The organism is Bradyrhizobium sp. CCGUVB4N (genome assembly GCF_024199945.1).
In the GTDB taxonomy this organism is placed as follows: domain Bacteria; phylum Pseudomonadota; class Alphaproteobacteria; order Rhizobiales; family Xanthobacteraceae; genus Bradyrhizobium.
Genome location: NZ_JANADP010000001.1, coordinates 8,687,291 through 8,711,483, shown reverse-complemented (window position 1 = coordinate 8,711,483; position 24,193 = coordinate 8,687,291). Strand labels below are relative to the sequence as shown.

Annotated in this window: 20 protein-coding genes; 7 read left to right on the top strand and 13 right to left on the bottom strand. The window is 63.7% G+C overall.

What is annotated here, in order from left to right:
- The first annotated feature begins 77 nt into the window (after positions 1-77).
- Positions 78-1,067, top strand: coding sequence for a fumarylacetoacetate hydrolase family protein (locus tag NLM31_RS40625; RefSeq protein WP_254134757.1), 990 nt, complete (start codon positions 78-80; stop codon positions 1,065-1,067).
- A 59-nt stretch (positions 1,068-1,126) separates the two neighbouring features.
- Positions 1,127-1,903, top strand: a complete 777-nt coding sequence (locus NLM31_RS40620) for a cyclase family protein (RefSeq protein ID WP_254134756.1) — start codon at positions 1,127-1,129, stop codon at positions 1,901-1,903.
- Positions 1,904-1,994: 91 nt separating this feature from the next.
- On the opposite strand, the gene NLM31_RS40615 is transcribed toward NLM31_RS40620, so the two are convergent.
- The 4 genes from NLM31_RS40615 to NLM31_RS40600 form a co-directional block, all read right to left on the bottom strand.
- A complete protein-coding gene (locus tag NLM31_RS40615; RefSeq protein ID WP_254195848.1) occupies positions 1,995-2,588 on the bottom strand; it encodes a DUF1349 domain-containing protein in 594 nt (197 codons plus the stop codon).
- 129 nt (positions 2,589-2,717) lie between these two features.
- Positions 2,718-3,635 carry a substrate-binding domain-containing protein gene (locus NLM31_RS40610; protein ID WP_375167563.1) on the bottom strand — a complete coding sequence of 306 codons (918 nt, stop codon included), beginning with the start codon at positions 3,633-3,635 and terminating at the stop codon, positions 2,718-2,720.
- A gap of 37 nt (positions 3,636-3,672) precedes the next feature.
- A complete protein-coding gene (locus tag NLM31_RS40605) occupies positions 3,673-5,010 on the bottom strand; it encodes an ABC transporter permease (protein WP_254195846.1) in 1,338 nt (445 codons plus the stop codon).
- Positions 5,007-6,647 carry a sugar ABC transporter ATP-binding protein gene (locus NLM31_RS40600; RefSeq protein WP_254195845.1) on the bottom strand — a complete coding sequence of 547 codons (1,641 nt, stop codon included), beginning with the start codon at positions 6,645-6,647 and terminating at the stop codon, positions 5,007-5,009. Before NLM31_RS40600 ends, NLM31_RS40605 begins: the two co-directional genes overlap by 4 nt.
- 171 nt (positions 6,648-6,818) lie before the next feature.
- On the opposite strand from NLM31_RS40600, the gene NLM31_RS40595 reads away from it, so the two are divergent.
- Positions 6,819-7,532 (top strand): GntR family transcriptional regulator, encoded by a 714-nt coding sequence (locus NLM31_RS40595; RefSeq protein WP_254195844.1) that lies wholly within the window; start codon positions 6,819-6,821, stop codon positions 7,530-7,532.
- Between the two features lie 237 nt (positions 7,533-7,769).
- Here the strand turns inward: NLM31_RS40595 and NLM31_RS40590 are convergent, their stop codons facing one another.
- Positions 7,770-8,081 carry a helix-turn-helix transcriptional regulator gene (locus NLM31_RS40590; protein ID WP_254135552.1) on the bottom strand — a complete coding sequence of 104 codons (312 nt, stop codon included), beginning with the start codon at positions 8,079-8,081 and terminating at the stop codon, positions 7,770-7,772.
- Positions 8,082-8,176: 95 nt separating this feature from the next.
- On the opposite strand from NLM31_RS40590, the gene NLM31_RS40585 reads away from it, so the two are divergent.
- Complete coding sequence (locus NLM31_RS40585; protein ID WP_254195843.1) at positions 8,177-8,929, top strand: SDR family NAD(P)-dependent oxidoreductase; 753 nt, start codon at positions 8,177-8,179, stop codon at positions 8,927-8,929.
- 114 nt (positions 8,930-9,043) lie between these two features.
- Here NLM31_RS40585 and NLM31_RS40580 read toward each other — a convergent pair whose 3' ends face one another.
- The 4 genes from NLM31_RS40580 to NLM31_RS40565 all read right to left on the bottom strand — a co-directional run bounded on the left by NLM31_RS40580 (position 9,044) and on the right by NLM31_RS40565 (position 13,033).
- A complete protein-coding gene (locus NLM31_RS40580; RefSeq protein ID WP_254134749.1) occupies positions 9,044-10,081 on the bottom strand; it encodes a thermonuclease family protein in 1,038 nt (345 codons plus the stop codon).
- A 214-nt stretch (positions 10,082-10,295) separates the two neighbouring features.
- Positions 10,296-10,850: a hypothetical protein gene (locus NLM31_RS40575; protein ID WP_254134748.1), complete on the bottom strand. Its 555-nt coding sequence runs from the start codon at positions 10,848-10,850 to the stop codon at positions 10,296-10,298.
- 237 nt (positions 10,851-11,087) lie between these two features.
- Positions 11,088-12,491 (bottom strand): MATE family efflux transporter, encoded by a 1,404-nt coding sequence (locus NLM31_RS40570; protein ID WP_254195842.1) that lies wholly within the window; start codon positions 12,489-12,491, stop codon positions 11,088-11,090.
- 41 nt (positions 12,492-12,532) lie between these two features.
- On the bottom strand, positions 12,533-13,033 hold the full coding sequence (locus NLM31_RS40565; RefSeq protein ID WP_254134746.1) for a hypothetical protein: 501 nt from the start codon (positions 13,031-13,033) through the stop codon (positions 12,533-12,535).
- Between the two features lie 305 nt (positions 13,034-13,338).
- Here NLM31_RS40565 and NLM31_RS40560 point away from each other — a divergent pair, with 305 nt between their 5' ends.
- From NLM31_RS40560 to NLM31_RS40550, 3 genes are all read left to right on the top strand, one after another.
- Positions 13,339-16,377: an AAA family ATPase gene (locus NLM31_RS40560; RefSeq protein WP_254195841.1), complete on the top strand. Its 3,039-nt coding sequence runs from the start codon at positions 13,339-13,341 to the stop codon at positions 16,375-16,377.
- A 273-nt stretch (positions 16,378-16,650) separates the two neighbouring features.
- Complete coding sequence (locus NLM31_RS40555; RefSeq protein WP_254134744.1) at positions 16,651-17,853, top strand: OpgC domain-containing protein; 1,203 nt, start codon at positions 16,651-16,653, stop codon at positions 17,851-17,853.
- 12 nt (positions 17,854-17,865) lie between these two features.
- Entirely contained in the window at positions 17,866-18,354 is a 489-nt protein-coding gene (locus tag NLM31_RS40550) for a DUF2059 domain-containing protein (protein WP_254195840.1), read from the top strand.
- A 9-nt stretch (positions 18,355-18,363) separates the two neighbouring features.
- On the opposite strand, the gene NLM31_RS40545 is transcribed toward NLM31_RS40550, so the two are convergent.
- The 4 genes from NLM31_RS40545 to NLM31_RS40530 form a co-directional block, all read right to left on the bottom strand.
- On the bottom strand, positions 18,364-19,860 hold the full coding sequence (locus tag NLM31_RS40545) for a sugar ABC transporter ATP-binding protein (RefSeq protein WP_254195839.1): 1,497 nt from the start codon (positions 19,858-19,860) through the stop codon (positions 18,364-18,366).
- The gene (locus tag NLM31_RS40540) at positions 19,857-20,954 is read right to left on the bottom strand and encodes a hypothetical protein (RefSeq protein ID WP_254195838.1); all 1,098 of its coding nucleotides are present in this window, start codon (positions 20,952-20,954) and stop codon (positions 19,857-19,859) included. Before NLM31_RS40540 ends, NLM31_RS40545 begins: the two co-directional genes overlap by 4 nt.
- A complete protein-coding gene (locus NLM31_RS40535) occupies positions 20,951-23,074 on the bottom strand; it encodes an SMP-30/gluconolactonase/LRE family protein (RefSeq protein WP_254134740.1) in 2,124 nt (707 codons plus the stop codon). Before NLM31_RS40535 ends, NLM31_RS40540 begins: the two co-directional genes overlap by 4 nt.
- Before the next feature lie 79 nt (positions 23,075-23,153).
- On the bottom strand, positions 23,154-24,170 hold the full coding sequence (locus tag NLM31_RS40530; RefSeq protein ID WP_254134739.1) for a sugar ABC transporter substrate-binding protein: 1,017 nt from the start codon (positions 24,168-24,170) through the stop codon (positions 23,154-23,156).
- Between the last annotated feature and the right edge of the window lie 23 nt (positions 24,171-24,193).

The following is a 24,193-nucleotide window of genomic DNA, read 5'->3' as shown; positions in this document are numbered from 1 at the left end:
CAATTTGTATTTTTCTATCTTGTTTATCGATATTTTATCTGATCATATATTTGAAACGATAGCAAGGGGTGCCCAAGGTGAAGCTCGCAACATTCAGATCGGCCGGTCAGGAGAAGATCGGCGCCGTCCATGCCAATGAGAGTCAGGTGTTCGATCTCGCCGCCGCCGCTGCGCGGGACGGCCAGGCCGATCCGGCTTTCGGCTCGATGCTGGCGCTGATTGATGCCGGACCCCGCGCGCTCGATCGGGCCCGGGCCCTGCTCGACAAGCACGGCCGGGACGCAACGCTGTCGGCGGCGGTCAGCGCCGTCGACATCCTCGCGCCGGTGCCGGAGCCGAGGCAGATGCGCGACGGCATGTCGTTTCCGCTGCACATCCTGCAAGCGCCGCGCGGGCAGCAAAAGCTCGCGGCGCGCGCCAAGGGCGATATGGCGGAATTGGCGCGCATCGACGCCGAACCGCTCGGCGAGTTGCCCGAGGTCTATCGCAAGCAGCCGATCTTCTACATCACCAACCGCTTCAGCGTCCGCGGCACCAACACGACGGTGAAATGGCCGCGCTACAGCAAGGTGATGGATTACGAGCTCGAGTTCGGGATCATCACCAGGAACAAGGGCTCAAACATCTCTGCCGCGAAGGCTGGGGATCACATCTTCGGCTATACCATCTTCAACGATTTCTCCGCGCGCGACGCCCAGCGCATCGAGATGGAGGGACGGCTCGGCCCGGCCAAGGGCAAGAGTTTCGACGGCGGCAACGTGATGGGTCCCTGGATCGTGACGCCGGACGAGATCGGCGATCCCTATCGTCTGAAGATGGAAGCGCGCGTCAACGGTGAGGTCCGTTCGAAAGGCGTCTCCGAGGGCATGTTGTTTTCGTTCGAGGAGATCATCGCCCACGTCACCCAGGACGAGACGCTGATGCCCGGCGAATTCATCGGCTCCGGCACGGTCGGCAATGGTTGCGGCCTCGAGCTCGGATGGTATCTCGAGCACGGCGATGCGATCGAGCTTGAGGTCGAGAAGATCGGTATCTTGAAGAACCGCGTCGAGCGGCAGGATGTCTAAAGGTTCGTTTGAAGGGACGCCTGACGGCCGCTAACGAAAACAATCAACGAGGAAGCGCCATGACGACCAAGCTGATCGATATCTCCGTCCCCCTGCAGAACGACGTGCCGGCCGACCCGCCCGGAAATCATCCGACCATCCAATACATCAATCACCAGCAGGGCCTGCCGCGCATGCTGCAGTTCTTCGACGGATTGAAGGCCGAGGATCTGCCGGACGGGCAAGGTTGGGCGGTGGAACAGGTCAGCCTCTCGACCCACAACGGCACGCATCTCGACGCGCCCTGGCATTTTCACCCGACCATGAATCGCGGCGAGCGGTCCTGGACCATCGACGAGGTGCCGCTGGAATGGTGCTTCCAGCCCGGCGTGAAGCTCGACTTCCGTCACTTGCCGGACGGCTATGTCGCAACCGCAGAGGATGTCGAGGCCGAGCTCAAGCGCATCGGCCACGAGCTGAAACCGCTCGAGATCGTCGTCGTCAACACCAGCGCCGGCGCCAAATATGGCCGACAGGACTACGTCACGTCGGGCTGCGGCATGGGCTATGAAGCGACCATGTACCTGCTCGAGCGCGGCGTGCGCTTGACCGGCATCGACGGCTGGAGCTGGGACGCGCCGTTCGTTCACACCGCGAAGAAATACGCCGAGACGAAGGACGCCAGCCTGATCTGGGAAGGCCACAAGGCCGGCCGCCATATCGGCTATTGCCACCTCGAGAAGCTGCACAATCTCGAACAGCTGCCGCCCACCGGCTTCAAGGTGTCATGCTTCCCCGTGAAGATCGAGCGCGCCTCGGCCGGATGGACGCGCGCGGTCGCGATTTTGGAAAGCTAGCCGACACGACAATGGCCCGCTTGACGCGGGCCATTTTTATTTAAGGCGCGAGTTCGGCGTCCGTTACCGCAGCACCATGGCTTGCCCCGCTCTAGCTCAGATCGTGTAAATCCTTGCCGAGCGGCGGCTTCAGGGAAAATCCGGTGAACTTCACCTGCAATCCCGCTCGTTCGGGTGTGCAGGCCATCGGCCCGACGAGATAGGATTGCGCTTTGGGGAAAGGCGCCAATCGGACGAGCGGCCAGGTCTTGCCGTCGGTCGACGTCTGCAACCGAACAACGCCGTCCGCGACCGTGACGCGCATCCGGAAATCACTGGCATCATGCGCGTACGGGGCTGTTGCCCAATCGGACTGACCAACGGTCAACACGCTCGATAGCATGGCGCGTCCATCCGAAAACTCGATTCCGGCCTTGATCCAGTGCTCGGCGTCGATGCGCACCATGATGCCGGCTTGATCGTAGAGCTCCTGGAAATTGCCCTGGACGCGCAACTCGGCGGTAAACGCCTCTGCGGTCCGAAACCCCAGAAAGTGCCCACTGTCGCGGCGGAAGCCGTAGTGGGTTTTTTGCCAGAAGTCGGTGGCCTTGTCGGTGATGATCTCGAGGCTGTCGCCCTGCGCAGTCCATCGCTGTGGTTCATTCAGCCAGACACCATCCTGTCTGGCGAAGATGGCAGCGCTCATGTCGAACCTCGAAGAAAAATTGCCGATACCAGCAAACGTCGATCTCGCGCGATAGGTCCGTGAAAAGAACGGAGAGCCTGGTGCGATCACCGGCTCTCCGAGGCACATTTCAGTGCTGACGGTTCAGAGCTACCCGTTCTTCTTCAGGATTTCCGACGCGTTCTCCTTGGTGATCAGCATCGTCGGCAGGGTGATGACCGGCTCGAGCTTCTCGCCCTTCAGCAGCTTTGCCGCCTGCCGCAATCCTTCCGCGCCGGGTGTTGCGTAGAGGAATGTCGCAGAGAGCTGGCCCTTGGAGACCCAGGTGACGCCTTCGTCCGGCAATCCATCGATGCCGATGATGAACTTGATGTCTTTGTCGCGGCCGGCGTCCTTGGCGGCGAGATAAGCGCCGTAAGCCATCGGATCGTTATGGCCGTAGACCATGTCGATCTTCTCGTTGTTGCGCAGCGCCGTCGTCATGATGTCGTAGGCCTTGTCCTGCTTCCAGTCGCCCGACTGGTTGTTGAGCAGGTACTTGATGCCTGGTTCCTTGTCGGTGAAGGCATGGAAGCCGTCGTGCCGGTCATGCGCGGGTTGGGTGCCCATGCCACCCCAGATTTCCACGACGTTGCCGGCCGCCTTGCCGGGACCACCGAGCAGCTTCACCGCATGCTCGCCGGCTGCCTTGCCGATCGCGACGTTGTCGCCGCCGATGAACTGGGTGATGCGCTTGGTGTCGACGTTGCGGTCGAGCACGATGACGGGAATCTTGGCGTCGATCGCCTTTTCGACCACGCCGGTCAGGCCGGCCGACTCCTTGGGCGAGATCAGGAGCACGTTGACCTGCTGCACGATCAGATTGTCGCAATCGGCGACCTGCTTCTGGGTCTTGTCCTGGCCGTCGGTAATGATGAGGTCGATGTCGGGATGGTTCTTCGCCTCGGCCTGGATGTCCTTGTTGAACTGCACGCGCCACGGCTCCAGCGTGGTGCACTGGCTGAAGCCGACTTTCGACTTGCCGGCGGCCCTTGCAGGCGTCCAGCCGGCCGGCAGATAGATGGTCATTGCGGCACCCGCCGCGGTGGTCGACAGTTTCAGGAATTCACGACGCTTCATCGAGATCCTCCCTTGCGAGTTGGGCCTTTGCGGCGCTTGGCAGCCGACGGGGCTCGGCTGTTTTCGGATCGGCCTGGGCCTCGCCCGATCGGCGGAACCGCCATCGCGCGACGAGCTGGCCGAGATTCTGTTCCTGCACCAGCACGGTGCAGACGATGATCAGCCCCTTCATCACGAGCTGGACGTTGGAGTCGATGTTCTGAAGCTGCAGGATGTCGGAGAGCAGGCCGAAGATCAGGACGCCGACGAAGGTGCCAGCGAGGCCGCCGCGGCCGCCCATCAGGCTGGTGCCGCCGATCACCACGGCGGCGATCGCATCGAGTTCGAGGCCCGTACCGGCGTCGGGCTTGCCCTGGCGGTACTGCGCGACGAACAGCACGCCGGCGATCCCCGCGAGCAGGCCCGACAACAGATAGGCCGTGAGCTGCACCTGCGCGACCTTGATGCCGGACAGCTTTGCGGCTTCGACATTGCCGCCGATCGCATAGGCGTAGCGCCCGAAGGTGGTGAAGCGCAGGATCGCGCCGAACAGGCAGATGGCCGCGAGGAAGAAGACGCTCGGGACGGGCAACACGCCCCACAGCATCGAGCGCAGCAGCTCGAAGTCCTCGGTCGCATTGGTGCCGGTGTAGACCGGGACCACGGCGTTGTCGGAGCCTGCCGTCAATCGCGCGATGCCGAGTGCGCTGACCATCATCGCAAGCGTCGCGATGAAGGGCTGCAGCCGGCCGGTGACGATCAGGAGACCGTTGATGCCGCCAAGCACCATCGCGAGGCAGGGCGCGATCAGCAGGACACCGAGAACACCGAATTTGGCCGGCACCTGGTTCATCGTCCACCAGCCGATCGCGATGGCGGCGACAAGGCCCAGCAATCCCGGAATGCCGGTGCTCTGCCAGCACGGCAGCGCAATCTCACGCCGCCGTCCCGCACTGACGTCGCGGCCACGCGCGAGGCCAGCGAACACGAAGCGTGCCGCCAGCGCCACGGCAGCGCCGCCGACGAGGATCGCGGCCGGAACGCCCATGACGGACGCCGTGGTCCAGCCGGGCTTGGTCAGCAGCATCGCGCAGATCACCGTCGAGAAGCCCATCACCGAGCCGACCGACAGATCGATCCCGCCGAGCAGGATGACCATGGTCATTCCGGTTGCGACGAGGCCGGTGATCGAGACCTGGCGCAGCACGTCGGTCAAATTGCCGTAGGACAGGAAGATGTTGTGGCCGGATGAAGTGTGCGGCGAGATGACGGCGCCGATCAGACAGATCAGCACAAGCCCCCAATAGAGCTTGGTCCGGGAGAGCAGGCGGAGCAGGGCTTTCATGATGCGGCTTCCTGCGACCAGTTCATCATCCCCGGTGCGGCAAGGCGCATCACCGTCTCCTGCGTCGCATTCTCGCGTGCGAGGATGCCGGTCTGCCGTCCTTCGCACATGACGAGGATACGGTCGGACAGCAGCAACAGCTCGGGCATCTCCGAGGTCACCACGATGATCCCGAGCCCCTGCGCGGCGAGATCGAAGATCAATCGGTAGATCTCCTGTTTGGCGCCGATGTCGATGCCGCGGGTCGGCTCGTCGAGCAGCAGGATACGCGGTTCGGTGGCCAGCCATTTGCCGATCACGACCTTCTGCTGGTTGCCGCCGGACAGCGCGGCGGCCTCCTGGCCGATGCCGGTGCAGCGAACCGAGAGCCGCTTCACCATGTCGGCGGCGAGTGCGCGCTCGCGGGCGAACGTGCGCAGGCCAAATCGCGAGAGCGCGCCGATAGAGGGCAGCGCGACATTGTCGCAGATCGAGGCGGCCAGATGCAGGCCGCGCTCCTTGCGGTCCTCGCTGACGAGCGCGACGCCGAGACGGTAGGCGTCGGACGGAGAGGTGATGTCGACCGCCGCACCGTCGATCGCGATGCGCCCCTCGCGCCAGCCGCGGGCCACGCCGAAGATCGACTCCAGGATCTCCGTGCGGCCGGATCCGAGCAGGCCGCCGACACCGAGAATCTCGCCGCGCTTCAGCTCGAAACTCACACCGTGCAGTGTCCGCCGCCATCGGTGCGGACCCGGCGTATCGAGGGTGAGGTCTTGCACCGAGAGGACGACCGCGCCGTCCTGCGCCGTCGCGCCGCGTTCGTTCGCGGCCATCTCGCGGCCGACCATCGCCGAGATGATGGCGCCGCGCGAGAGTTCATCGATTCGTGCCGTCACCACGCGCTTTCCGTCGCGTAGCACCGTGACGCGGTCGGCAAGCTCCAGCACTTCCTCGATGCGGTGCGATGTGTAGATGATCGCGACGCCTTCGCTCGCGAGCTGGCGCACGATCTTGAACAGCGTGTCGCATTCCGACGAGGACAGCGCCGATGTCGGCTCGTCCATGATGAGGATGCGCGCATTGAGCGACAGTGCCTTGGCGATCTCGACGAGCTGCTGCTCGCCGACGCGCAGGCCCGCGATCCTGGTGTCGGGCGCGATGGTGACGCCGAGGCGCGCGAGCAGGCGCTCGGCCGCCCTGACCATCCGGCGCCGGTCGATCAGGACGCCGCCGATCAGCGGCTCTCGGCCAAGGAAGATGTTGTCGGCGACGCTCAGCTCGGGAACGAGATTGAGCTCCTGGTGGATGATGGCGACGCCGGCCTCTTCGGCGTCGCGCACGCCGGAGAAGGACGCGCTCTGTCCCTCGACCAGAATGGTGCCGTCGTAGCTCGTATGCACGCCGGCCAGGATTTTCATCAGGGTGCTCTTGCCGGCACCGTTCTCGCCCATCAGCGCATGCACTTCGCCATGGCGCAGGTCGAAGTCGACGTCCTGGAGCGCCCTCACGCCGGCAAAGGATTTGGAGACCCGCTCCGCGCAGAGCACGGTATGTCCGCCCGGCACGCTCGCGCGACTGCCAAGCTCGACCACGCGAGAGGAGCGCGACACGCCGCGCTCATCGTCAGCCCCGAGCGCGCCGACGCGTGTCTCCATTGCAATTTCCTCCCGGCGTGCCGTCAGTCCTTGGGAAGACATCAGAGCCGCAGGTGATGCTTTGTTTGTTATCTGATATGCTAGTTATATCAGTTGATGCTCGTCAAGCCTTTTGGCCGCGCGATTGGCGTTGCGGCATCGATATGTGTAGATCGGCCGGGGGAACACAGCATGCATTCAGTCGGCGGATTCAGTGGCGGCGCGAGGCCAGCGCGCGGACGCAGCGCAGGCGGGTCGAAAGTCGATCAGGCCTATCTCGCGCTGAAGCGTGCCGTCGTCTCCGGCGCGCTCGCGCCCGAAACGCCGATCGACAAGAACGAGTGGTGTGCACGCTTTGACGTGTCGAAGCTGTCGATCACGACCGCCATCAACAGGCTTGCCTTTGAAGGACTCGTCGTGGTCGAGCCACAGCGCGGCTCCTATGTTGCCAGGATTCATCTTGAGGACGTCAGGCAGTGGATGCTGATGCGTCGCGCGCTGGAGGTCGAAATCGTCGGCGTCTGTGCGGCCAGCATGTCGGACGATGCGATCGGCGCGCTCAGCCAGAATCTCGCCTATCAAAAGGCCGCGATCGCGAGCGGAGACCTCGAAGGCTTCCACGAGCTCGATACGAGGTTTCACCATCAGATGACAGAGAGCCTGGGCCTCGCGCGCGTCGGCGAAGCCCTTGATACGATCCGAACGCATCTTGAACGCGTGCGCCGCACGTTGCTGCCCGAGCCGGGCCGCCCCAAAGGAACCTACACCGAGCACGAGGCGATCTACCGCGGAATCGCGGATCGCGATCCCGAGAGGGCCAGGGCCGAGATGGCCAACCATCTCGATCGCGTCGCGCGCGAGCTCCACGCCTTCGTGGAGAAGCATCCCGGCTTCTTCGAGAGTTAGCGATCCGGCTGCTGCATGTCGCGAGGTTCGGCGATCTTGAAAGCAACGGTTTAAAGCGGGGTGGGCAGCCCGGTGGCTCATCAGGCTCTTAAGCAAATCCTATCCCCGCAACCAAATTCGGGATGACCGGTTCCGATACGAAAATGGCCCGCTTGATGCGGGCCATTTTTGTTTGGGGTCTCGGGAAGCTGTTGCCGGGCGCCAAGCCGTCGTGATGTGAGAGAGCAAGCTAATCCCTCACTCCGGACAGCTCAGGATCGTCTTGAGCAGCTTCGGAAACCGGGCATTGATGTCCTCCTCACGAAGCACGTTGCGGTGCTGGACACCCTGCTTCGACGTCCGGATCAGGCCGGCCTCCCGCAGAATGCGAAAATGGTTCGACAGGGTCGATTTCGCCATGTCGGGGCAAGGCGCCGCCTCGGTGCACGACATGCAATCCTTCTGAGCGACCAGGCTTTTGACGATACGCAGCCGCATGGGATCCGCGAGGGCTCCGAGCACTCCGGCCAGCGTAATCTCGTCCCGCGATGGGTGAACGAACTGCACCATCCCCAAAACATAGCATGCCCCTTGAAGTCGTTCAATAGTTCACTAGTATTGAACTATTGAATATCGGCATCCCGCCGAACAACGGAAGACATGCGATGACCAAGAGACTCGAAGGCAAAGTTGCGCTGGTGACCGGCGCATCCAAAGGCATTGGTGCCGAAATCTCCGCCCGGCTCGCGGCTGAGGGCGCGGCGGTCGCCGTCAATTACAGCTCCAGCAAGCAGGCCGCGGACCGCGTGGTCGCTGCCATCATCGCCAAGGGGGGCAAAGCCGTCGCGGTTCATGGTAACCTGGCCGACGCCAAGGACGTGAAGAGCGTTGTCGCGGAGACCGTGAAGGCGTTCGGGGCGATCGACATCCTCGTCAACAACGCGGGCATCTACGAGTTCGCCGCGCTCGAGGCCATCACGCCCGAGCATTTCCACAAGCATTTCGACCTCAACGTGCTTGGCTTGCTGCTGGTCTCGGGTGAAGCGGCGAAGCACTTCAACGCCAATGGCGGAAGCATCATCAACATCAGCTCCGGCGTATCGACCATCGCACCGGCGAACACCGCCGTTTACACCGCGACCAAAGCCTCGGTGGATGCGATCACCTCCGTGCTGTCGAAGGAGCTCGCACCGCGCAAGATTCGCGTCAACGCCGTCAATCCAGGCATGATCGCCACCGAAGGCGTCGTGTCGGCCGGCCTGCACGAGGGCGACATGCGCAAGTGGATCGAATCCACCACCCCGCTTGGCCGCATCGGCAAGGTCGAGGAGATCGCCGCCGCGGTGGCCTTCTTCGCTTCGGACGACGCGTCCTACGTGACCGGCGAGACACTTCACGTCACCGGCGGCCTTCGCTGACGCGGTGGTGCTCTGGCGGCCCGACGTCGCTGAAGGCCAAGTTTGGACTTCACGGCTTCCGATGAGAAAATGGCCCGCCTCGCGCGGGCCATTTTTGTCTGGTGGCTCGGGCGCTCAAAACCCCGTAATCGGCTTGCCGTCGGCTCCCACCAGCGTCGACGGCGCCTCGCCGAACACCAGCCCGTCCGGCTGAAACTTGATCGTCTTGCCGCCCTCGACGAATTCCGCGAAATTCCGCGGGCTGGCCGAGTGTACGCCGTTGGCCAGGAAGTCGTTGATCTCGTAGCAGGTGTCGGGCTTGCCGCCGGAGCCTTCGCTCAAAAATGTCTGGAAATTCTGGCTCGTCACCTTGGCCTTCTTGCGCGCCGACCAGTTGGTCTGGCGGCGGAAGAGCTTTGGCAGGATCACCGGGCCCTTGTCGGTCGCTAGCAATTCGGTCTCGTTCTTCTTGGGCTCGCGCAAATCGAAGTCGAAGGTGGGAATGGTTTTGGCGAGGTTCTTCCAGACCGGCAGCTTCCTGGTGCGCGCGGTCTTGGTCAGCGCCAGGAAGGCCTTGATCTCGTCGTCGTTCATCGAGGAGTAGAAGGTCGGATAGGCAAAGCCCTGCTCGACCAGCCAGTGGTTGATGTCGATCGTCTGGTTCGCGATCGTCACCTCGATGTCGCCGACCAGCCGCCCGTAGGTGTCGAACACCTCGTTCGGTGCGTCGACATGGGTGAACACCCGGCAGGCGAGCGTCGCCTCGCCGGTGCCGGCGAGGAGGTCATGCAGGGCCTTGGTCGAGGTCGCGCCGAGGAATTGCCGGTAGGAATGCGTGACCTCGTGATAGGCCTGCTTCCTGGCGTCCGTCAGCCCCTTCTTCTCGGCGGGCGAGAGCGGCGACGGCATATAGTGCAGCTCGGGCGCGTCGATGCCCTGGAGGCGGATGGTGAGCTTGCCGTTCTTGATCGGCGCCGTGTTGGTTCGCCCCTTGACCTTGGCGTTGTCGAAAACGTGGGTCGGTTGGAACGGCGATTGATCGTTCTTGCGGAAGCGGATCGCGTCGGGGGCGACGTTCACCACGACCTTGGTGGTGTCGGCGTCCGATCGTCCCTCCGGCCAGAACTGGCTGACCTCGATCGTGCCTTCGACCTCCAGCAATCCAACCGGCATTGGCCGCTCCTTCCGATGAGCCCGCGGCCGCAACGCGACTCGCTCGCAATGAGACGCAGCCGACCATCTTCGTACGACAGGCCCGTGACGGGAGGAGGGGCGGAGGCATAGCGCCGCAGTGTCGTTTTGTGGGCGCTTGCAACCCACGCAACAAAAAGCGCGAGCCGGCGAATAGCCGACCCGCGCCGTTCAGATCAGGCAATGCAGTTGCGATCTAGCCCAGGCTCAGCCCTTCGCCGGCTTCTACGGACCGACTATCGACAGCTCGAGCATCGCGCGCCGGCTTATACGGACAGACCATTGTCAGGTAGAGCAGCGTGGGCGTCTTGCTGTCTCCCTCGTACTCCCACTCCAGTCGGATCTCATGCGTGTCCGCGCCGGGGTCGGTCGCTTCGTGCGTCGTGATGTGGGTCTTCATCGGAATCGGCGGCTCCGAATTGAAGCACTTTCGGACGCTGGCATCGAGCAGCGCGCATCGGGTCAGCGGGACGACGTCGGGTTCGTCCCTGGACAGCGGGGCGGTGTTCGGCTGTGCCGCGAGATCGACGCGCACCCGGCCCTTCTCCTTGTGCCAGTGTTTCGCGCTGCCCTGAGGCCACTTCGAGGCCGGCGTCAGTATCAGGTGGTACTGGCCGTATTCCAGGGTCGGCAGATCGATGTGAGCCGATGCCTTGAGCTTGGCCACGCTCTTTTTCATGTTCGCCAGAGGGTAGTAGTTGCTGTTCATCAGGTTTCTGAATGCAGCCGTGGTGTAAGGTCTCGAGCCCATCGCCTTTTCCCTCAATATGTTTCTATCTCAGCCCCGCGAAACTTGTCGGCTGGAACGAAAGCCTGGCAGCTCACGATTTGAAGCCCCCCGCCTCGCACGGCGTTGGAATGATACTACCTGAGAGTGAGTTGTCCAGATCAACAACAGCAGTGCGCTTAACGCTCGTGCCGGAGCGCTCGTTGACGCCGCATCTTAAGGCAACGCTGAGGGCGATTTTGTTGTGCAGGCCTTGCGCTCTCACTTGTCGCCAGCGTTCGCCAAATTCAGTTGGCCTTTCACGTTGGTCGTGCGCGGTCCCCAGCGGGTAAACGCAACTGATGCGCAGGAGAGAAGGCCGAGCAACATCATCGAAGCTGCCGTGAGCGAGAAAAAGCTCGCGGCACTCGCCGCCTGCGACGTCAGATACCAGCCGCCAAGCACGATAAAGAGCAGGCGCGCCGTTTGCGCCAGCACGGGACCGAGCACATTGCCGGCGCCCTGTGACGAGAAGTACATCGCCGAGGCAAGCCCGATGAAGGCGTAGAACGGTGCGACTGTCCGGAGAAACTGCCGGCTGTCGGCATGCGCTTCCGCGTTGTCGGTGAAGAGGCGAACCCACGGGTCTGGAAGGAGAGCGACCGCGCACGCGAGCGCCCCAACCACCACGAGCGCGACAAGGCCGGTCGTCCAGGCAATACGCCGGGCACGCGCGATACGCCCAGCGCCGATCGCCACGCCAATCATCGGGACCGAGCCGATACCGACAGAAAAAGCGATGGTCGCCAGCACGTATTCCAGGCGCGCGCCGATGCCGTAAGCAGCGAGGATGGCGGTGCCGAAAATGGCCAGCAGGTGGGTGAGGGTTAAGTTGGTCAGCGTGTTTTGCAGCGGGGAGAGACAAGCGACAGCACCAACCTTGAGGATGTCGGCAAACAACGCCCATTGCATGCGAAACCCCTGCAGCCGGGGAACGATGCGCCCCCGGCCGGAGAACAGGTACCAGCTCATGATCGCGATATTGATCGAATAGGTGATCAAAGATCCCGTTGCGACCCCCGGCATCCCGAATTGCGGGACAGGCCCGAGACCAAGACCTAGCGTTCCGCCAAGGATGATTTGGCAGATCGCGGAATTGACGATCATCATCGAGGGCAATTTCATGTTGCCGGTGCCGCGCAGGACACCGGCCAGAATATTGACCAGCCAGGTGAGTACGGCCCCGCCGAAGTAGACTTGGCTGTAGGCGACCGCCAGTGCCAGCACGTCCCCTTGGCCGCCCAATAGCTCCAGCAGTTTCCGGCCGCCGACCAGCATGCCCAGCATGAAGACGAGGCCGAAGAAGATCGCAATCAGGAGCGCGTGCGTGGCGAGGTTCTCAGCCCGGTCGTGGTCGCCGGCACCGAGTGCCCGGGCGATGGCCGACGCTACGCCGCCGCCCATGGCCGCGCCGGACATGCTCATGGTCAACATCACGCAAGGAAACACCAGCGCCATCGCCGCCAGAGCTTCGATTCCAAGCTTGCCGATGTACGAGGTTTCTGCGATCGCAACCAGAGTGCCGGCCGAAAACGCTAGCGCATTCGGCCAAGCGAGCGAGAGCAGTGTACGCAGGATCGGTCCGTCGAGCAACGCATTCGCCGCTGAGCGAGGTGGCGATGACATCGGACCTTCCTCCTCGTCGACCTGTCAGGTTTGCCGCGAGATCAGGACTTGGCCGGCTTGTGCGGGCAGACCATCGTCAGGTTGAGCAGCGTCGGCGTCTTGCTGCTCCCCTCGTACTCCCACTCCAGTCGAATCTCGTGCTGGTCGGCGTTACGGTCGGTCGCCTCGTGCGTGATGATGTTGGTCTTCATCGGAATCGGCGGCTCCGAATTGAAGCACTTGCGGACGCAGGCATCGAGCAGCGCGCATCGGGTCAGCGGAACGACCTTGGGCTCGTCCTTGGACAGGGGCGTCTTGTTCGGCTGGTTGGTGAGATCGACGCGGGCGCGGCCCTTTTCCTTCTGCCAGTGCTTCGCGCTGCCCTGCGGCCACTTGCTCTTCGGCACCAGGATCAAATGATACTGGCCATATTCCAGAGTCGGCAGGTGAATGTTTTCAGACGCTTTGAGCTTTTTGACGCTCTTCTTCATGTTCTCCAAAGGAAAGTAATTTGCATTCATCAGATCTTTAAATGGCCGGCCCGTATAAACTCGCATGCCCATATGTTTGCCCCTCAATGAGTCCCTTGGCTTCCCCGGGAAATATGCCGCTCTGCGAAACTCGCCGGCTCGAACGAGTGCTTGGCAGCCCACGATTCGCAGCCTCTTTTTCGCGCGACATTCATGAGGCTACCACCACAGACTGTGAATCGTCCAGATTAGCAACCGCTTGGCCAGCACTCCGCCGGGGATGGATCGGCTGCCCTATTACTAGGCGTTGCTAAGCAAGGTTCGATAAGCGATCTTGTTGCGATCCGCGCGTGGGAGCCCGATCGACAGTGCCTTTGGAATCACTTGAGAGCACGGGAATGCATTGCGCTGCATGTCAGTCGACGCTCGCCCCGGGCGATAGCCGGTGCCCCAAATGCGGCACGGCCGTCCGGCGCCCTGATCCCGACAGCGAACGTCGATTCGTCACGATCCTCCGCGCCGACGTGATCGATTCCACTGGCCTCGTCGCCGAGCTGGATCCGGAGGCGGCGGTCTCGCGCCTGGAGCCGGCCCTGGCCGCCATGCGCGGCGCGGTCCGACAATTCGGCGGCATCGTCAGCAAGGAGCTGGGCGACGGGCTTGCCGCGGTGTTCGGCGCCCCGATCGCGGACGACAACCACGCGCCGCTGGCGTGTCATGCCGCGATCGAGCTGGTCCGGCGCGTCGCCAGCCTCGGCGATCCCGCCCTTCAGGTCCGGGTCGGCCTCCACTCAGGCCACGTTGTCGCCTACATGGTCGCCAGCGAATTCTCCAAGGTCTACGAGATCGGCGGCGCCGCGCAGCATCTGGCCGCGCGGCTGGAGCAGGAGGCCGAGGCGAACCAGATCTACGTCTCGGAAGCCTGTCAAAGTCTTGCCGACGGGCATGTCCGGTTCGAATCTCTGGGCGGCAAATCCCTGCGCGGCTTCAGCCAGCCCGTGACGGTCTACCGAATCGTCGGCGCCAGCGATCTGTCGAGCTGGCGGGTCCGGCGCGCCCGCAGCGTCTCCCGGTTCGTCGATCGGACCACCGAGCGAGCCCTGCTGGACCGCGCGGCCGGGCAGGCCAAAGCCAGCCGGCAGACCGTCCTGCTGCTCGGCGATGCCGGCATTGGCAAATCGCGGCTGGCGCACGAGTTCGCCCAGAAGCTCCGGGCCGAGGGCTGGCGCCTGATCGACGCCGAATGCAGCCCGAATCTACAAGGAGCGCCCTTCAGCACGCTCAAGCGAATCCTGCTGTCGGCCATGGACGCAGCCGCGAGGGAGTCCGGCAGTCCCCTGAAGGACCTATCCGCGATCCAGCAAAGTGCCCTCGACGCGGTGCTCGATGTGCCGATCGCAAATCCGCAATGGGACGAGCTCGAGCCTCATGCCCGCGGACGCGTGATCTCCGATGCGAGCTGCGCCGTGATCCAGGCCCTCGCCAGCCGCCAGCCGACCATCCTGCTGTTGGAGGATCTGCACTGGATCGACCGGGCCAGCGATGTCGTCGTGGCCGCCATCGCTTCGCTGGCAGTGCCCGATCTCCTCGTGCTGCTCACCTCTCGCCCGAACGGCATGCCGGTGTGGATCGCGCGCTGCCACGCCGAGGTCGTCGCGATGCGGCCGCTCGACGACGATTCGGGGCTGGAAATGCTGTCCGACATGCTCGGATCGTCCGCGACCAACGCCGATCTGAAGAACCGGATCGTCTCCCATACCGCCAACGTGCCGCTGTTCATCGAGGAGGTCTGCCGCGGGCTGAAGGACAGCGGCACCCTGCGCGGCGAGTGGGGCGACCTCGCTTTGGTGCGTCCGATCGACGAGCTCGGTATTCCCACCAGCATTCAGGGCGTGATCGCGGCGCGGCTCGACCGTGTGTCGAAGCAGGAACGGTCCATCTTGCAGATCGCGGCCGCGCTGGGGGCGCGGTCGAGCGAGGCCATACTGCGCAAGATTGCGATCCTGCCCGAAGATGCCCTCCACGGCTGCCTCGTCTCGCTCGATCGCGCCGAGCTGCTGGTCCGGATCGACAGCGAACTGGAGGATTCGCTGGAGTTCCGTCACGAGATGGTTCGCCAGGTCACCTACGACTCGATGGTCGAAAAGGTGCGCGAGGACATCCATGCGCGCATTCTCGCCGCACTCGAAGGCAGCGAGGCCGAGGATTCCGACAAGCTCTGCTATCACGCCACGCGGGCCAAGGATTGGGACAAGGCTTTCGCTTATGGCCGGGCCTCGGCGCGAAAATGCCTGGCGCGATCCGCGTTCACTGATGCTGCAGACTATTTCGAGACCGCGATGCGATCGCTGGATATGACGCTGGCTACCCCCGCCCGGGAAGCGAGCGCCGTGGATATTCGCATCGAGGCCCGCGCGGCGTTCATTGGATCCGGCCACCTGTCCGAGTGGCTGAACCTCGGCAAGGAAGCCGAGCGTCGCGCCGATGCGATCAACGACATCGGGCGGAAGGTGGCGGCCATGACGGTCATGGCAGCAGCGCAGAATTTCTATGGTTCGCCGGCCGAAGCGATCAAGCTCAACGAGGAAGTCGTGGGCCTCGCAGAGCAGTCGGACAGCTCGGGCTGGCTCAACGCTGCGCAATACGGCCTCGGTCAGGTGTACTTCCTCGCCGGCCGCTATCGCGAGGCGGACGGTTTGTTCGCACGGGCCCGCGCCCAATTGATGGGGCCGGAGGCGAGTGCACCTTTCGGGACGACAGCGAAATACGCGTTGCTGCTTTGCTGCATGATGGGCAGCATCAACCACACCGTCATGGGTGACCTTGACGTCGCCGAACAGATGCAGCGGCATGCCGATGCGATCGCGGAAGAAACCAATCGCCCTTATGACCGCGTTGCGGCAGCCTATAGCGGCGGCTGGCTGAAGCTCGGCCGCAACGATCCCGCGGCAGGCGCGGCTATCCTCGAACAGGCTTTCGTGCTGGCGCAAAAACACGGCATCCGGCTGTTCGTGCCGGTGCTCGGCTGCCATCTCGGCATCGCCTATCTCGAGCAGGGTCTGTTCGACCGGGCGCGCGGCATGCTGGCCGAGGCGCGCGAAGAGGCGCGCAGCGTCGGCTACACCTCGGCGGTGCTGCGCTCGTCGATCTACCTGGCGTTGGCGACCAACCGGCTCGGCGATGCCCAGGCGGCGCAGAACATGCTGCGCGAGGCGCGCAATACCGCGCGCCAGCAGGGTTTTTCCGGCCTCGAGGCCGAGGCCCTGTTCGGCGAGGCCGTGGTGACGCCGCCGACGAACCAGGAGAACCGGACCATCATCTTTTCCGCGCTGCGCGCCGCAATCGCGATCGCCTCCGAGAGCGGGGCGAAGCCGCTGCTGCATAAGGCCGAAGCGATGCTGAACGGCATGCGCGCCGCGGGCGATCAGCCGAGTTGAGCCGCTGCGCGCGACCGGCGGCGGTCCCGCCCGACGGGTCGACCAGGTTTCGTAAATAACGCAAGCACTTAGCTACTGTGCATGGGGTTGTTTTGGTCGCCTTTTGTGGGAGGGCCCGCGCGTTGTCATGACAAAGTCCCTTGCGCGGGCCTCAAGGTGGGCTACCGTCCGGTTTCCAGTCGCCGGGTTAGGTGACGATTTGATTGATCTATTTTAGCATCCGACTTCATCGGCGCCGCGACGGCGCGACGCCCACCGGACGAGGCGGGGGCCATGATCATACGGGACCAGTCAGCACTGTTGGCGCCGATCGAGCGCGACTTGCGGCTCGACCTCTTCCGCGGCATCGGGCTGTGGATGATCTTCCTCGATCACATCCCGCACGACGTCGTGGCCTGGCTGACGCTGCGCAATTACGGCTTCAGCGATGCCGCCGAGTTCTTCGTTTTCATCTCCGGCTATCTGGTCGGCTGGATCTACGGGCCGATTGTCGCCGGCGGCTGGTTCCTCGCCGCACTGAAGCGGCTGTGGCGGCGGGCGACGGAAATGTATGTCGCCCACATCATGCTGTTCCTGCTGTTCACGGCGCAGATCGCCCGCACCGCCCGCCGCTTCGACAATCCGATGTACGAGCACGAGTTCAACGTGTTCAATTTCCTGGCGCATCCGGACGAGCTGATCGGGCAGGCGATCCTGCTGAAATACAAGCCGGTCAATCTCGACGTGCTGCCGCTCTACATCACGCTGGTGTTCGCCTCGCCTTTCATCATGTGGTGCCTGGTGCGCCGGCCGAACCTGACGCTCGCGGCGTCCGTCGTGCTCTACGTGCTGTCGCGCTGGTTCGACTGGAACATCGCCTCCTATCCGCCCGGCACGACCTGGTATTTCAATCCGTTCTGCTGGCAGCTGATGTTCGTGTTCGCCGCCTGGTGCGGCATCGGCCAGATCGAGAAGTTCTCGACCCTGGTCTGGTCGAAGACGGCGATGGCGCTGGCCGCGGCGTGGCTCGTCTTCGCCCTCCTGATCGTGATGACCTGGCACGTCCCCGCGCTCGAGGCCATGATCCCGAAATGGATGATCAAGGCGATCTACCCGATCGACAAGACCGACCTCGACATGCTGCGCTTCACGCATTTCCTGGCGCTGGCGATCTGGGTGACGCATTTCGTCTCGCGCAAATGGAAGGCGCTGCACACGGTGTGGCTGCGGCCGGTCATCCTCTGCGGCCAGCATTCGCTGCCGATCTTCTGCCTCGGCGTCTTCCTGTCGTTCTCCGCCCACTGGATCCTCACCCAATACACCAAGGGCACGTGGGAGCAGCTCGCCGTCTCGCTCACCGGTATCGTCATCATGATCGCCGCCGCCTGGGTGCTCGATCGCGCCGAGCGGGTGCCGAACCTGTTTGTGAAGGTGACCGACGTCGACGAACCCGAGACCGCCGTCGAGAGCGCGCCAGCCGCCAATGCGAGCCGCTGAGTGGAGAGGTCCATGTCCAGACGTTTGCTAGCGATCACCGGCATTCTCCTGCTCCTCGCCTGCGGTGCGTCCGCGGAGACGCCGTCGCCGGAGGCGATGGCTGCGGCGCGCAAGCTCGTCGTCACGCTCAAGATCGCCGATCAGTATCGCGCGCTGCTGCCGCAGCTGCTGCTCAAGCTGCGGCCGGTGGTGTCGCAGGACAGGCCCGAGATCGAGCGCGACTATGACGCGATGACCGCCCCCGGTGCCGAGATCTACGCGCCGTTCTTCGCCGCGATGGTCGACCAGATCGCCGCCGTCTATGCCGCGACTTTCACCCTGGATGAGCTGCGCCAGATCGAGGCGTTCTACGCCCAGCCGGTCGGACAAAAGCTGCTCGCGCAATCCGATGCGCTGGCGCAGGCGACCACGCAGATCGCCCAGGATGTCAGCCAGAAGGCCGCCGACCAATTGAAGCAGCGCCTGATCGAGGCGCTGCGGCAGAAGGGGCACAAGCTGTAGCGGCCGCCCTCAGTGGATCGCCGCGTACATGATCTTCTCCTCCGTCGCCTCCAGCGCGGAGAACTCCTCCACGACCTTGCCCTGGCGTGAGACCAGGATGCGGTCGGACAGCGCCATGATCTCGGGCAGATAGGATGAGATCACGACAACCGCCTTGCCCTCGTCGGCGAGCCGGTTGATCAGCTCGTGGATCTCGACGATGGCGCCGACGTCGACGCCGCGGGTCGGTTCGTCGAAGATGATCAAATCGGGCTCCTGCACCAGCGATTTCGCGATCACGACCTTCTGCTGATTTCCGCCGGACAGCTCGACCACCTTGCCGTCGTCGCCGATGGCACGAACCTTGAGCCTCTCGATCCAGGTCTTGCCGACCGTGTCGGTTTCCCGCCGCGACAGCATCATGCGGCCCTTCGGAAACTTCGACAGCAGGCCGAGATAGATGTTGCGCGCGATGGAGGACGTCTCGAAGAAGCCCTCGACCTTGCGATCCTCCGTGACATAGGCGATGCCGGCCTTGACTGCCGGCGCCGGTACCCGGTAGCGCACCGGCTGGTCGTGCAGCAGAATCTCGCCGCCATGGAAGAAATCGCGCTTGAGCACGCCCGCAACGATCTTGAACGTCTCGGTGCGGCCCGCACCGACGAGGCCGAACACGCCGGTGATCTGGCCCGCGAACACCGACAGCGAATTGTTCTTCACCATCGGTGCCATCTTCAGATTTTGCACCGTGAGCACGCGCGCGCCCGCTGGCCTCACGGTGCTCTTCCGCGCGCCATAGAGCGTGTTGGAGAGATCGCGCCCGACCATGGCCTGCACGATCGCGGCGCGGTCGAACTTGGCGACATCGTCGGTCACGACATGCTTGCCGTCGCGCAGCACCGTGATGCGGTCGGCCAGCAGCAGCGCCTCTTCGAGAGCATGCGAGATGAAGACGATCGAGACACCGCGCTTCTTGAGGTCGCGGACGAGGTCGAAGAAGTATTTCTTCTCCTCCGGCGTCAGTGATGCCGTCGGCTCGTCGAAGATGATGACCTTGGCGCGGTGCAGGACTGCGCGCGCGATCTCGACCATCTGCTTCTTGGCTGCGCCGAGGCCGCTGACGGTGGCGGTCGGCGTGACGTCGAAATTGAGCGATTGCAGGAATTGCTGCGCGGCGATGTAGATGCCGCGCAGGCGGTTGTAGAACTTCTCCTGTCCGAGAAACAAATTCTGCGCGACCGTCATCGTCGGCACCAGGCTGTTCTCCTGGAACACCATGGCGATGCCGAGATTGCGTGCCTCCAATGGCGTCTTCGGCGCGACATCGGCGCCGTCGACCGTCATCGTCCCCGAGGTCAATGTCACCACGCCGGCCATCACCTTGGTGAGGGTCGACTTGCCGGCGCCGTTCTCGCCGACCAGCGCGTGGATCTCGCCGCGGCGGAGGTCGAAGTCGACCCCGTCGATGGCGGGTACGCCGGCGTAGAGTTTTGTGGCCTTGCGCAACGAGAGTGCGATGTCGCTCATGGGCGAAACTCCTCGGCAAGGCCAGCAAGTGGCAATCGCAGGACGCGGCCCGGTCCCTTGGCGATCAGGACGAGGTCGCCGCCCATCTCGATGGCTGCAACGACGCCGTGATTGATGCCGTCGACCCGGCTGTGTAGCGAATAGAGCGGCTGGCCATCCGCATCGAGACGGATGACGAGGCCGTAGGAGCGCGGCGGTGCCCACGGCTTGATCACGCCCATGGTCTTGATGTGCGCGCCTTGCATCGGCTCCTTGAACGAGCGCCCGGAGCGCAACCGCGGCGCGACCCAATAGGCCGGATCGATCTCGGCCATCATGCGGCGCCGGTAGCCCGGTTCACGCAACACGAACTCGACAAGCTGGGTCCGCGCGGTGAAGGCGGTGAGCCAGTAGCCGCCGCCGGAAGCTTTTGTCAGTCGCGACGGATAGACGGGGAGGTGAGCGAGCACGACCTTTGGGGATGCGCCGGGCGAGACGAGAACGAGACGATGACGCCAGCTCTCGCTGACCAGCATGGCGTTGCCGTGGGCGCAGGTGCCGAAGGCATAGCCGAACCCCTGTGCCAATCGGGTCACGGCTTTGCTGCCGGGATCGAGCTTGAACACGCGGCCCGTCCGATTGAGCTCCAGTAGGTCGCGCGCCCAATCGTCGACGCCGCATGTCGTCGAGCCGTCGGTTGCAATCAGCGTGCCGTCTTCCGCGAATGCCAGCGCATTGACGGCGTTGAACGCGGCATCGGTGAACGCGACGCGCGGCTGCTCCGCCGAGGGACTTGCGTAAACGCGCACTTCGCGCCCGCCGAGTGCGACGGTCAGGCCGCCACCGGGAAGAGCGCATAGCGCCGAGATCGGCCGCTCGAAGCTGCGTACCTCCGATGCCGTGCCGCCGCTCAGGCACATCAGCCGCCGGCCGTCAGCGATGAAGAGGTTGCTTCCCTCGGTGGCGATATCCTCCGGCGCCTCGCACGTCAGCAAGGTCTCGGCCGATTCCAGCTTCTGGTTGGGCTTCAATGCGCCGTCGAAGGACGGCACGGTGATGGTGGCGTCGCCGCGCCCGAGAAAGCGGTTGGCGAAGTCTTTGACGGCAGCGATCACGAGAGCTTCCCCCATCGCTTGTCATACTGGACGAAGTTCGGATCGGCGTTGTCGAGCTTGTAGCGGCCGATCCTGTTGTTGAGGATGCCGCCCAGATAGAGATAGCCCCGATGCTCGCGCATCGATGTGATCATCGGATGGTTCTCGCCATGCAGATCCCAGAACGATTCGACGATCTTGCCCTGCTCGTTGAACTTGACCACGCAGCCGGTGTTGATGTTGGGGAACAGCCATTCGTCGACCGGCACGCGCTTGGCCATGCGGCGGCGGAAGCCCGGCATCTTCCAGGCGAGATCGAGCGAAGGGCTGCGCATCCCGACCAGTGCCAGCCAGTAATTGCCGTCGGAGGCGAGGTTGATGTTGTCGGGGTAGCCGGGCAGGTTGTCCATGACCACTTCGACTTGGCCCTTCTTCGGTCCAGCAAACCAGTAGCGCTTGATCGAGCAGCCAAAGGTCTCGGCGAACAGGATCGACTGGCCGTCGCTGGCGACGCAGATGCCGTTCGGGAATTTGAGGCCGCGCAGCTCGGTACGCGTGGTACCGGTCTTGGTGTCGTAGGAGATGATGCGGCCGTTGCCGCGGGCCTCCAGTCCGTCGATCGGCCACTCGTCCATCTCGTAGCGCACCGTCGCTTCCGAGAAGAAGATCAGGCCGTCGTCGGTGATGTCGAGGTCGTCGGCGAGCCGCAGCCGGCTGTCATCGTTGACCGAGCGCATGCTGCGGTTGGTCTCGTCGGTCGCCTTTTCCACCGTGCCGTCAGGCTTGATACGATAGAGCCCCATGCCGCCGATGCAGACATAGAGATTGTCTTCGCGGTCGAAGGCCATGCCGAGCGGCTGGCCGCCGATATGGGCGAATACTTCCATCTTCTCGTAGTCGGGCGCGAGGAAGCGCATGATGTCGCCATGGCGTGAGCCGGCATAGAGGTTGTCGTGGCGATCGAGGATGACGTCTTCCGGCGCCTCGATGCGGCCAAGGCCGATCGCCTCGACGATACGCAGCTTGTCGTTCTGCTCGAACGGGCCGCCTTGTCCGATTTCGGTTGGTGGCGGCGGGGGCAGTTCGTGGTAGGTCGGCGCGACATAGACCTTGCTGATGATGCGGGTTCGGTTCTTCTGCCAGCGGATGTCGACCATGGCTGCGACGAGCAGAATGCCGGCGAGCGCCATGCGGTTGACGCCGCCGCGCGCGTTCATGGTTGTGAGGCCGTTGGTGATCAGGAGCACGATCAGGACACCAACTGCGGATTTCGCGACCGAGCCCTTGCCGCCGCCAAGCGTGATGCCGCCGAGCACGGTCGCGGTCAGCACGATCACTTCCAGGCCGACGCCGATGTCGCCGCCGACGGTGCCGAGCCGCGAGGCGAAGAACAGCGCACCGACGCTGGTCAGCGCGCCGCTTGCGACGTAGCAGAGCGCGATGGTGCGGCGAACGGGAATGCCTGAATTGTAGGCCGAACGACGCGAGCCGCCGATCGCGGTGATGTGCCAGCCCGGCCGCAGCCGGGTCATGAAGATGTGGCCGAAGATGGCGATCGCGATATAGGCGAGCGCCACGGTCGGGATGCCGAAGATGCTGCCTGCGCCGATGAAATCCCAGGACGGGATGTCGGGGAAAGCTGAGGCAATGGCGTTGGAGTATCGCTGGATCAGGAGATCGTAAGCCGAACGATAGATGATCAGCGTGATCAGCGTGGTGATGAAAGCGCGTAGCCGCAGATATCCGACCAGGATGCCGTTGACGGCGCCGAGCATCGCACCGCAGAGCAGCGTGGCGATCACCACGGCCGGAACCGGCCAGCCGGCAACGTCGAGCAGATAGAGCGCGCAGAAATCCGTCAGCGCGAAGATCGAACCGACGGACAGATCGATGCCGCCGACGATGACGACGAGCGCGAGCCCAAGTGCGATGAAGCCGATCTCTCCGGCCTGGCGCGCGGTGTCGGCGAGGCTCGCCGGTGACAGGAAGTTGTCGATGGATCGGCTGAACGCGAAGCCCACGATCAGGAGCAGGATGACCGGGATGGCAGTCTCGGTCCATCGCTTGGACAGGATTTCACCGAGGAGATGGTCAGGCCAGTAGCGGTAACGCAGGCTTGTGATTGTGTCGCGCATCGGCATTCCAGCAGGGCATGGAAATTATCGGGCGGAGGGTCCCCGGGCGTTGATGCGCCCGGGGATCGCGTGCGTCAGCGTCGAACTATTTCTTGAGGTCGCTGAGATTCCAGCAGGCCGTCTGGCTGTCGGCGTTCTCCTTGGTGATCGGAATCAGCGTGGTGTATTCCGAGCCCTTGATCGAGCCAGGCTTGGCGCCCGACGACAGCAGCCACTTGATGGTGCCGGCCATCTGCGCAGCCTGGGTCGGCACGTCGTAGCTCATGTTGAGGTCGAACGCGCCGGACTTCACCAGCTCGCAGGCGCCCTTCCGCTCGCCGCCGCCCGATGTCGCGAGAAACACCTTGCCGGTGAGACCTGCTTCCTTCACGGCCGCTGCGGTGCCGATATCCATGCCGTCCCAGAAGCCGACGATGCCGCAGAGATCGGGATTCTGCTTCAGCACCGTCTGCGTGATTGCCTTGGCCTTGGCGGCATCCCAGTCAGCGGCCTGGCTCGACACCACCTTGATCTCCGGATGCTTGGCGAGCACGTTCTCGACGCCCTTCAGCGTGTAGGCGCTCGCGGCCGCCGACAGCGCGCCCTGGATGATCGCGATCTTGTTCGACTTGCCCTCGCAAGCCTTGACCACGCCTTCGGTCTGGCGTTCGCCGATCTCGACCCAGTTGGCGCCGACGAAGGCGGAGCTGCGGTAGGCCGAGCCCATGTTGATCTGGATGACGTAGATGCCTTCGCTCTCGGCGCGCTGGAGCAATTTGGCATAGGTCTGCACGTCCGGATTATGCACGACCATCACCGCCGGCTTCTCGGAGATCAACGAGGTGACGGCCTGCGCGCCGGCATTGGTGTTCCAGTTGGCATCGCGGATCACGAACTTGACGCCGAATGGCTCGAGCTCCTTCTTCAGGCCGGCGTACCAGCCCTCGGTGAGGTCGAAGTTCATGGCGACCGGCACATAGGCCACGGTCTTGCCGGCGAGCGCTTCCTTGAACGGCTTCTGGAATGGTTCGTCCAGGCCTTGCTGAGCGAGTGCCGGTCCGGTCAGTGCCGCGAGAGCCAGTGCGGCGAGGGTCACCCGTGTCGGGTTGCCAAAGGTCTTCATTGCTTCCTCCTTGGTTGTATTTG